Source organism: Cyclobacterium jeungdonense (assembly GCF_010994275.1).
GTDB lineage: Bacteria > Bacteroidota > Bacteroidia > Cytophagales > Cyclobacteriaceae > Cyclobacterium > Cyclobacterium jeungdonense.
The window spans coordinates 29,427-40,403 of the sequence record NZ_WMCD01000012.1 but is presented as its reverse complement, the minus strand read 5'-3'; the positions used below and the strand labels follow the sequence as shown (position 1 = coordinate 40,403).

The following is a 10,977-nucleotide window of genomic DNA, read 5'->3' as shown; positions in this document are numbered from 1 at the left end:
TTGGAAAAACCCATACCGTCTATATCAGCAAAAAGGTAGCTAAAAAACATTTATAATTCGTTATCCGGAGAGTCAATTGGATCAGGCAAGTAGCGCAGCAACCAAAATGAGGCTACTGCTAAAATGGATGAACCGATAAAAGTTGTGAGTGCAAAATTAAAATTTTCTCTTAGTGCATTGTTTAGGGCGCCAAACAAGAACCATATCTGTATGCTGACAAAGAGTATGAGCAGCACAAGAATTCCAGTCATCAATGCATTGGTTTTATTGGGGTGCGCCTGGTTTTGCGATCTTCTGTAATTACTCATGGCTAAATGAATTTTTCCTGATCTTTGGCTTTCACATAAATTTGCCCATCTTTTACCACCACCGCCAATTGTGGCAGTGGTCTTGGGGGTGGTCCCTGCAGGACATCTCCTGTTCTTGGATTAAAGTACCCTTTGTGGCACGGGCATTCTATTTTTTCGATATCCGCTCTATATCGAACGGCGCAAGCCAAGTGTGTGCATTTTTGTTCGAATGCCCTCCACTCATTATCCTCCAGATGAATAAGTATATACGGCACCACGGTAGTGCCCGCTACTTCAAACTGGAACATTTCACCTACAGGCACATCAGCCTGATTGCACACAAAATGTTCTCCCTTTAATTCTTCTTCAGGAAAATAAAGAGATTTGATAACTATTGCTCCATTCCCTAAGGCAAGTGTCCCGGAAAACAGACCCAGGTATTTGGCAAATTCCCTGCGGCTTACATGAGTTGCCTTTTTTTTCTGTATCGGAAAATCCCTTTTCCAATTGGGTACTTTATCAGGTTTTTTTTCGTCCATTTTATTGAATTGTTTATTCAACTATTAATGTGTGGGTGCCTTTGGGCATCATAACATTTACCTTGGTTTTTACCTCCTGGTTTCCAAATTTGAAGGAATTGACAGGAACACTATCGGGTCTCATTTCTTCTATTTCTTTTACTGTACCATAAAAAAGGGCCTGGCTAGGACAAACCGTTGCGCACATTGGTTTTTTACCCACGCTGGTTCGGTCATAACACATGTTACATTTCATCATAAGTTCTGCTTTTTCCTCTTTTTTAGGCACTCCAAAAGGACAGGCCAGCACGCAGTTTGAGCATCCAATACACCTTGAAGTATTGGCGGTATGTACTACTCCAAAATCGTCCTGATGAATGGCATCTGCCGGGCAAACATTGGCACAGGTAGGGTCTTCACAATGCATACAGACCTGAACGGTGGTCTGCGTACTTACGGCCCGGTTTACGTAATTTACGTGAATCATACTTTCCTGCCCATTTGTTTCGCATTCAGCACAGGCCATTTCACAGGCATGGCACCCAATACATCGTTGCATGTCTACAAAAAAGGCCATTTCGTGATTGTAATTGGTTTCCGGCATAATTTCAGGTTTTAAATTTTAAAATTCAGTTATTGCTCAAAGCTCGATTTAATCACTTTATGTATAGCTTTGATAAGCTGTGTCAGTAAGTTCTTGTGTCGATTTTTTACCTGTTACTATTAGCTGACAGGCACATACCTTAAATTCCGGTATTTTTGAGACCGGATCCAGCGTGCCAATTGTAAGCTGATTTGCGGATTGTTTCCCACCCCAGTGATAAGGAATAAAAACAGTATCCTCTCTGATCGTTTCTACAATTTGAGCAGGAAATTCAGCCTCTCCTCTTCTGGTTATCACTTTTATCATATCCCTGTCTTCTATTCCGTACTGGAAAGCCAATTTTGGATGAATTTCCAGTAAGGGTTCAGGGTATTGATCTACCAATTTACCTATTCTGCGTGTTGATGTTCCACTCAAGTATTGGGAGACTACCCTTCCCGTCGTCAGTAAAATGGGATACTCTTTATCGGTTCTTTCAGCAGGAGGCCTGTAGGAAACCGGGTTAAAATGGGCTTTACCATCTGACGTTTTAAATTTTCGGTCTTCCCAAAGGCGAGGTGTCCCCGGATGATCTTCTGAGGGGCAGGGCCAAAAAACGCCCATATTATCTACGACTTTCTTATAGGTTATCCCGAAGTAATCGGCTGTGCCTCCCTTTGAGGCCACCCTTAATTCATTGAATATATCCTCGCTGGTAGGGTAATTAAATTTGTCTCCGACACCAAGACGATCGGCGATCTCCATTAAAATCTGACCATCTCTGCGTGTATTTCCGGGAGGAGAAACCGCTTCATTGATCCTTACCACTCTTCCTTCGGCGGTAGTTACGGTACCATCTTCTTCTTCGTGAAGCGAACCGGCCATAACAATATCCGCATGCCGGGCAGTTTCAGAGAGAAATGTATCAATACAAATGTAAAATTCTAGCTTTTCTAAAGCTTCCCTTACAAAATTATTGTTAGGCAAAGAAACCAGCGGATTGAAGCAAATAGAGATCATACCCTTTATTTCGCCTCTATGAATGGCCTCTATTTGTTCATAGGCAGTTAACCCCTTACCGGGCATGTCTTTTTCGTCTATTCCCCAGACTTCAGAAATATATTTTCTATGTTCGGGATTGGTAATATCCCTATTCCCTGGCAGCTGATCGCATTTATGACCATGCTCTCTACCTCCTTGTCCATTTCCTTGCCCGGTTATAGTACCATACCCGCAGTAGGGTTTTCCTATTCGACCTGATGCCAATACTATATTGATACAGCTCAATACATTTTCCACTCCTTTGCTGTGGTGCTCTATTCCTCTGGCGTGAAGTAAAAAGCTGGATTTTGCTTTGCCCCAAAGGGTTGCGGCTTCTAAAATCTGCTCCTTGGGTATCCCAGTTGTTTTTTCTGCCCAATCCAAATCATAATCTTTTACGGCTTCAATGGCTTCCTCGAAGCCGGAAGTATGATTGTTGATAAAATCATGATCAATCCAGTCATTGTCCACCATAATTTTTAGGATGGCACCAAAAAGAGCTGAATCACCTCCGGGTTTAACGGGTAAATGTAGGTCGGCGGTTCTTGCAAGAGGAATAACTCTAGGATCAACGACGATTAACTTTGCTCCCTTATCCCTTGCTTGCCAGATGTAATGGGTCAATGTCGGGAAGGTTTCGCTGATGTTTGCCCCAGCGACTAGTATAACTTCAGCATGTTTTAAATCAGCCCAGCTATTTGAAGCCCTGTCCAATCCAAATGCTTTTTTATTACCTCCACCCGCACTTACCATGCACAAACGTCCATTGTAGTCAAGATTGGCGGTCTTTAGGGCTACACGGGCAAACTTACCAATCATGTAGCTCTTTTCATTGGTCAGCGATACACCGGACAACATGGCAAATGCATCATTGCCATATTTGGCTTGAATGCGTTTGATTTCGCTAATGGTTTTACTCATTGCCTGTTCCCAACTTATCGGCTCAAAACCGGCACCTTCTACTCGCTGTATTGGATCCATCAGTCGGTCAGGATGGTTGTTTTGCATGTATCGTTGTACCCCTTTTGGGCAAAGCCGTCCTTCATTAAAGGGGAATTCCATCCAGGGTTCGAATCCTGCAATTTTATTATCTTTCACTTTAAGCTGGATGCCACACTGCATGCCACAATAGCAACAATGCGTTTTTACCAATTTATCAGGCTCATGGCTACCTTCAAAGCCACTTTGTGGTGGGTAAGCTTTGTGAGGCCCATATTTATCTATTATTTTTTCAACTGATGCTGGTAGTTTCGCCATTCCTTTACCTCTTTATATTTTTATCCAAAGAATTTTCCTGATTCCTTTCTTGCCTCAAAATGGGCTTTTGCCAAAGCCGAACGCTTGCCTTCAGGGCTAAGATCCAAATGATTTCTTCCGTCCTTTTTATCATAATCAAATCCTAGTTCCTTGGTAAGGGTCTTGAGGTCATTCACATGCAATTGGGTAGCAAACTCCTGTCCAGTGTGTTCACAGGTTGCCATTCCTCTGCGCTCCCCTTCATGCTTGTACAGGTTTGCACCCAATTGGGCGAGACGTTGGAAAATATGAAAAAACTTTCCAAAAGGTAGCCATACCAGCCATAAAATCACGACAATCGCATGGGTAACGGCCATAAACTGGTAGGTTTTGCCTTGGAGAAACGTATAATCGTAGGATATGCCAAGCCCTGTCACTGAAATAGCGATAAGTAAGATCAACGGTAGTAAATCTTCGGAAAATGATTGGGTAGCTATTAGCCCACCGTCTGTCACCCTTCGCTTCATCATCATCACCGAACCGATGATGACTAAAAATGAGCACCAAACCAATCCGTGGAATGCTACGAATGCCTGAACGGATCCCAGTGGAAAAGTCCCGGCATCAAAACCAAAAACTTTGGCGTAATAGGTAACATCATCACCTGGCCTTAACTCAAAGTGAATCCAGCCGAAGGTAAGCGGGATGGTAATAGCAAATGCTAATAAACAGCCAATGGCCATGAGAAAATGTCCGGCCCAACGAGTTTTGCTACGATGGGCTATGAACCGTTGTAAAAGGATATTTTTAAAAAACAGCCTGATGGAGCGCAAGACATACTGAATGAAATCCTTGCTGAACAAAAAGCTCATACTCCTACGCCAGTAAAGGCGGGTGGGTGGTCTTTGCAGCCAGACAGAATATCGGTAGGCGATGCCAAATACGGCAAATAAAGTTCCGATCAAGTAGGAAATTAGTGCTGGATCAAAATTTTGCAAATCACGGGATCCGAGCAAAACCAAAAAAGCCACAAATACCACGGCAATCGTGGCTTTGATCACTGCTATCCGGTTAAGGGTTTGAAATAGTTTGAACATAATCAAAAACTTCAATTAGGTTTCACTAATGATTAAAGATACTAATATCAGCAAGCTTAACCTGATCTTCCGCACTTTTTTGGCCTTTTCATAAGAAAAATTTAATTAGCAATGAATTCCAGATCCTTTTCTATCGTAGTACCACCAGTTAAGCACCAAGCACAGCAGATAATAAACGGCAAATCCATAGAGGGCAAATTCAGGTGTACCCAATTGAATTTGCTCACCAAAAACATTGGGGATAATGAATGCCCCGTAAGCAGCAATTGCCGAAGTCCATCCTAGAACCGGACCTGCTTTTTCCTTGCTGAATATGTAGGGAATACTTCTAAAAGTAGAACCATTCCCAATCCCTGTAGTAATAAACAAAACCATAAAACAGGCAAAGAAAGGCCACCAGTAAATCTCCGGGCTCGCACTATCTCTGGCCTGTACCACGAAATAGGCCACTGCCAAAGTCGCAATCACCGTAACTATAGTACTGTATGTAGTAACCCTGGAGCCGCTTTTTATTTTATCTGACAACCAACCCCCTAACGGTCTTACCAGTGCCCCAAGCATCGGTCCTATAAACACCCAGGTAAGGAAATCGGGCGCATTGGGATTGGTAAATTGTGGATTTTCTGGATCTGTATAGACAAATAAATCCTGGCAAAGTTTTGGAAATGCAGCAGAAAATCCGATAAATGACCCAAAGGTCATTGTATAAATAATGGTCATAATCCAGTTATGCTTATCATTTAGAATAGAAAACTGCTTATTAAGGCTTTGTTTAATTTCTGCGGGACTAAGATTTTTCATAAGTAGAAGGGTAAGTAAAACCACTACAGGGAGCACTATCCACATATTGATCTCAAGCCCAACCAGCAAATATGAACCGACAGCAGCAGTTACAAGCCCAATTCCTACCATAAATAAAGTTTTTAAAATACCTTGGAGAGTGGTTGGAAGTTTAGGAGTTCCCGTTATCACATTGTTCATCCCAAAAAAAGCGGTTACAGCTGCAAAAACAATAGGGATCCAAATCCAGCCTGCATTTTGTAAACCGGCAAGGGGTTGACCATCTACCACCTCACCCCCTGAGCCTACCGCTGAAAAAAGATAGATCCCAATAACAAAAGGAATCATTTTTTGCATAATTCCCACCCCAAGATTACCTATACCTGCATTTAGTCCAAGGGATGTTCCCTGCATTCTCTTCGGAAAAAAATAACTGATGTTGCTCATTGAGGATGCAAAATTCCCTCCGCCAAAACCGGACAACAGGGCCAGTACGGCAAAAGTAAAGTAAGGCGTGCTTTGATCTGCCAAGGCATATCCAACTCCAAAGGCAGGTATCAGCAAAAGTGCGGTTGTAGTAAAAACCACATTGCGTCCTCCTCCAAGTGCTATGAGGAAAGAATTTGGAATCCTAAGTGTGGCTCCGGCAAGTCCGGCTATGGCAGGTAAGGTGTAATACAGGTTATTTATTACCGCCAGTTGCTCTTTCACCATTTCTTCAGACATGTCTGGTGTAATCATTCCAAAATGGAAACTATATTCTTTCATTTTGGTGGTAATTATGCTCCACATCATCCAAACTGCAAAAGATAGCAACAGAGCAGGGATAGATAGCCAGAGGTTCCTGTAAGCTATTTTTTTACCCCTTTTTTTCCAAAACTCCGGATTCTCAACATTCCATTCTTCTAAATTAATCCTCATAATATTGTTGGTTTAATCAGTTTTGTCCTCTTTTTTTGATTCAATCTGGCGCATTAGTTTGGGTTGTTCCCTGTACATCATTTTTTGAATGGTTCTGTGCATCCACCAAAGGCATATTGCCGAGAGGATAAGTGTAAACATCCAGGCACTGGTCCACAATCCCGATCCATCGAGTAAATATCCAAAGATAATGGGACAGAAAAATCCACCTAGACCTCCCAAAACGCCCACCATTCCACCTACTACTCCCACTTCATTTGGAAAATATTCGGGAATGTGCTTATAAACCGCCGCTTTACCGACACCCCAAACGCTACCGAGGATGATCACCAATACGGTAAACACCCAAACATTGGCCTGAAAGAATATTTTGGTTTCCCCTTTTGCTAATAGTTCTTTTTTCTTCACCTCCTGTCCCACTTTCACCACAGGTTCCTGCCACGCGTTTTTCCTGGGAAGAACCACGTCTCTATCGAGTGATTCAAAATCTTCACCTTTATTAGCCTTCAATTCGTAAACAACTCCTGCGGCTACTATTTTTTCGTCGGTTACTTCTGTTACCTCACCGGCTTTTTTCGCCATGATCCCATTGCCTGGCGAGTATATTTCCATCTTTGGGAAAATCAATAAAAAGCTGATTACCAGCGAGGAACCCAATACCCAATACATTACTTTTCTAGCACCCCACTTGTCAGACATCCAGCCTCCCAAGGCCCTTATTACTCCTGAAGGGAAGCTGAACGCGGCAGCCAATATACCGGCTGTGACCAGGGGCAAATAATAAACATTCACGTAATACGGCACCAGCCACTGGGAAAAGGCTACAAAACAACCAAAAACTAAAAAGTAGTACAGACCAAAACGCCATACCCGCAGGCTTTTCAAAGGCTGCATTAGCTTTTTAAAGGTGCGTTGTGTTTCAGGTTTCTTATTCTGGGCAAAGACGACGAAAATAATTGCCATCGCTACAAGAGATACGGCATAAATTATTGGAAGAATTCTCCACCTTTCTATTTCCTCTCCATTATTGGTCAGATTTTGTAAAATTGTCGGCGCAAGAAGGGTAGTTATGGCTGCACCGGCATTGCCCGCACCAAAGATACCCAATGCACGACCTTGCCAGTCTTTGTTATACCAAATTGATGTATAGGCTATACCAACAGCAAAACCTGCTCCCGTAAGCCCATACCCAAAGCTGCACAACGCAAAACCAAGGAATGAATCGGCATACTGCAATAAATACATGGGAATGGCACTTACCAGCAAAAGTCCTCCAAATACCCATTTTCCTCCAAATCTATCGGTCAGAATACCTAATGGCAGCCTAAAAATAGATCCCGTTAATACCGGAATCCCCAAAAGCCATCCAATTTGTACGGAATCCCAATTATATACTCCATTATCGACTAAGAAAGTAACTGTCACTCCATTAAACATCCAGGCTGCGAAGCAAATCGTAAACGCAAGCGTATTCAGGAAAAGCATTTTATGAGAAGTAAAAGTTGGTTGTTCCTTATTCATAACCCTCTGTATTCGTTAAAATTTGTTCAAAGCACCTATTTTTTAAAAGAAATAAACTTAATGTCAATCAACTTAAAAGATGATTCTAATCATGTTTTGTGTTTAATACTCATGTAATGAATCCCATTAATATTTTTCCTCATATCTGTATATGCAGCTATTCAAATATAGGAGAAATGTATTGGTCATTCTGGATTTAACTTTTAGATTTTGAGTCCTTACTCGCACTCAGTGGTATCGGATTATTACAGATGGTATTCAACAAAAATGAAAGCCAGGATTTTTTATTTCTGATCGGTACTTTTGGAGCAACGTCGGTATTACTGTTTGGAGCTCCCAACAGTCCACTTGCCCAGCCCAGGAATATAATTTTTGGAAGCTTTATCTCTGCAATAATCGGCGCAACCATTTACAGGTTATTTAATTCACCCCCTTCCTAAGAAGGCTGGCTGGGTAAAGAGTCACTTTTTCTCTTAGAATTTACATTTGAAGCAAATTATTTCTGTCAATGGAGATTCTAAATAAAAGCGTTTTTGCCGGATATTTTTAAAAATGATAGTTTGAATCGACATTTGAGAGTTATAGTTTTTATTAACGATATCTTTGTCGTAAATATAATTTCGCTTACATTTGTTGAAAATAACTGACCAATATCATGTTTTCCAAGTCCTGTGAATACGGCATCAAGGCCATTATTTATATTGCCACCAGATCGCTGGAGGGTGAAAGGGTTAAAATAGGAGAGGTGAGCAAAGGTATTAATGCTCCTGAAGCGTTTACGGCCAAAATACTCACCTCCTTGATTAAAAAGAAAATTCTGGAGTCAAAAAAAGGACCGTATGGAGGTTTTATCATTGGCATACAAAGGATAGCAGAAATTAAAGTCAGTGAAATCGTTTCCGCAATTGATGGTGAGGATATTTACATAGGCTGTGGCCTTGGTCTTAAGGAATGTAACAGTAGCCAACCCTGTCCAATGCACGATAAATTCGTCAAAATAAGGGAAGAGCTTAGAGAGATGCTTGAAAGTACTACTATTCTTGAATTGGCCACTGGTTTAAAATCAGGCAAGACCCTTTTGATCAGATAAAAAAAATTTCAATTTATTTCCGATAATTTTGTCCAAAATGAATATCAGAAAGTTTTATTTCAGCCTATTAGCTATTTTTGCCTTTTTTCCAAAGGTTGTATTCGCTCAACCTACTCCAAACCCGGATACCTCGAACTGGCTGGCAAGCCCTGGAATAATAGGCACTATTTTGCTGATTGTAATAGTGCTTGTCATTGCCATATTCATCCTGACCGTGAAGGCTTCGGCCTATTTCACCCAGCTTCAATCCAGGACTGAGAGAAATAAGAAAATTGAATTCGGTGAGCGGCTTCTGGAAATGGACAAAACGGAGATTGACACCGTTTTGGAAAAACGCAGGAAAGCAGTTTCCTATCGATTGTCCGGAGATGAACTGGGAAGCAATCTGGAAGTGGATGACAGCAGGGGTGTCGTTGCAGCGATAACTCATGAGCCTAGCAATCCCCTTGTAGATGAAAAGAAAAAGTCCCCCATCACCATTGATACACCATTTCAACTGAAAAAAATGATTACCTGGTATATCGGAGCGGCTGTTTTTTGGCTGGTATTCGGCACGCTAATCGGTCAATACCTGGGGTTGAAATTTATATGGCCCGAAATGGATACTATTTCCTGGCTTTCCTTTGGAAGGTTGAGGCCAGTACATACCAATGCGGTTTTTTGGGGTTGGGCATCCCTTGCCATGATCGGATTGGGATATTTTGTGATCACAAGGACTTCCAATACCAAATTATACAGTTATAAACTTGCTTGGTATGCCTGGTGGTTGATGAACAGCAGTGTTGCAATAGGCACCCTGTTTTTAATGTCTGGAATTAACAACGGCGGAGGTGAATACAGAGAATATATTTGGCCGGTGGCCTTGCTTTTTGCCATTGGTATGGTCCTGACGTTCTACAATTTCTACCAAACGGTGGCCCATCGAAAAATAGATGAAATCTACGTGTCAAACTGGTACCTGTTGGGAGGTCTGGGATGGACCATAATTCTGGTTATAATCGGCTATCTACCCATGTATCAGGATGGTTTGGGAGAGACCGTGATCCAGGGATATTACATGCACCAGGGAGTGGGCATGTGGTTTATGACCTTTACCTTAGGCCTAATTTACTATTACCTTCCATCATCTCTTAACAAGCCGATTTATTCTTATTCGCTTGGCGTTTTGGCGTTTTGGACGCAGATGTTGTTTTATACACTCATCGGCACCCACCATTTTGTTTTTAGCCCTTTACCCTGGTGGCTACAGACGGTGGCCATTGTATTCAGTGCCGGTATGCTGATACCGGTAGTAGCCGGAACAACCAACTTCCTGATGACCATGAGGGGGAGTTGGAATGAAATTTCCAAGAGCTATGTGCTGCCGTTCTTCTTGGTTGGAGTAGTATTTTATTTTGTCGGATCCGCTCAGGGAAGTCTGCAAGCTTTTCGGTTTACGAATTTCATATGGCATTTTACTGATTTTAATGTGGCCCATTCCCATATGACCATGTACGGCATCATCACCTTTATTCTTTGGGCTTGTGTGTACGCCATTCTTCCTAAAATAACAGGCAGAGAACCTAAGCAAATCATGGTAGGGATGCATTTCTGGATGGCATTCATTGGCCTGTTTGCTTACATGGTATCTCTGATGGTTGGGGGAACCATGAAGGGACTGAGTTGGATAGAAGGTAAACCGTTTATTGAATCCGTCATCCTGATGCAACCTTTCTGGCTTTGGAGGGCTATCGGTGGAACGCTTATGTTCATCTCCCACCTACTTTTTGCCTATAATTTCTTCTATATGACAGGAAATCAAAGGAAGCCAATGCTAAATCCAAAAATAAATGGGCCAGATATGGAAAATCGGGAAACAATTTATCCAGACCCAAAGAACAAAACAGTCACCTTTTAACTG

Annotated in this window: 9 protein-coding genes and 1 pseudogene; 3 read left to right on the top strand and 7 right to left on the bottom strand. The window is 42.0% G+C overall.

What is annotated here, in order from left to right:
• Window positions 1-50: 50 nt before the first annotated feature.
• From GKS34_RS19925 to GKS34_RS19895, 7 genes are all read right to left on the bottom strand, one after another.
• The gene (locus GKS34_RS19925) at window positions 51-308 is read right to left on the bottom strand and encodes a DUF6755 family protein (protein ID WP_163386746.1); all 258 of its coding nucleotides are present in this window, start codon (window positions 306-308) and stop codon (window positions 51-53) included.
• Between the two features lie 2 nt (window positions 309-310).
• Window positions 311-829 carry a QcrA and Rieske domain-containing protein gene (locus GKS34_RS19920; protein WP_163386745.1) on the bottom strand — a complete coding sequence of 173 codons (519 nt, stop codon included), beginning with the start codon at window positions 827-829 and terminating at the stop codon, window positions 311-313.
• Between the two features lie 13 nt (window positions 830-842).
• The gene (locus GKS34_RS19915) at window positions 843-1,412 is read right to left on the bottom strand and encodes a 4Fe-4S dicluster domain-containing protein (RefSeq protein WP_163386744.1); all 570 of its coding nucleotides are present in this window, start codon (window positions 1,410-1,412) and stop codon (window positions 843-845) included.
• A gap of 57 nt (window positions 1,413-1,469) precedes the next feature.
• Window positions 1,470-3,689: a molybdopterin oxidoreductase family protein gene (locus tag GKS34_RS19910; RefSeq protein ID WP_163386743.1), complete on the bottom strand. Its 2,220-nt coding sequence runs from the start codon at window positions 3,687-3,689 to the stop codon at window positions 1,470-1,472.
• Window positions 3,690-3,709: 20 nt separating this feature from the next.
• Window positions 3,710-4,765 (bottom strand): MFS transporter, encoded by a 1,056-nt coding sequence (locus tag GKS34_RS19905; RefSeq protein ID WP_163386742.1) that lies wholly within the window; start codon window positions 4,763-4,765, stop codon window positions 3,710-3,712.
• A 105-nt stretch (window positions 4,766-4,870) separates the two neighbouring features.
• Entirely contained in the window at window positions 4,871-6,466 is a 1,596-nt protein-coding gene (locus tag GKS34_RS19900; protein ID WP_163386741.1) for an MFS transporter, read from the bottom strand.
• A 12-nt stretch (window positions 6,467-6,478) separates the two neighbouring features.
• Complete coding sequence (locus GKS34_RS19895; protein WP_163386740.1) at window positions 6,479-7,987, bottom strand: MFS transporter; 1,509 nt, start codon at window positions 7,985-7,987, stop codon at window positions 6,479-6,481.
• A 230-nt stretch (window positions 7,988-8,217) separates the two neighbouring features.
• On the opposite strand from GKS34_RS19895, the pseudogene GKS34_RS19890 reads away from it, so the two are divergent.
• From GKS34_RS19890 to GKS34_RS19880, 3 genes and pseudogenes are all read left to right on the top strand, one after another.
• A pseudogene (locus GKS34_RS19890) lies at window positions 8,218-8,427 on the top strand (HPP family protein); the annotation flags it as partial.
• 215 nt (window positions 8,428-8,642) lie between these two features.
• On the top strand, window positions 8,643-9,077 hold the full coding sequence (locus GKS34_RS19885; protein WP_163386738.1) for an RrF2 family transcriptional regulator: 435 nt from the start codon (window positions 8,643-8,645) through the stop codon (window positions 9,075-9,077).
• Between the two features lie 37 nt (window positions 9,078-9,114).
• Window positions 9,115-10,974, top strand: coding sequence for a cbb3-type cytochrome c oxidase subunit I (locus GKS34_RS19880; protein ID WP_240459381.1), 1,860 nt, complete (start codon window positions 9,115-9,117; stop codon window positions 10,972-10,974).
• The last annotated feature ends 3 nt before the right edge of the window (window positions 10,975-10,977 follow it).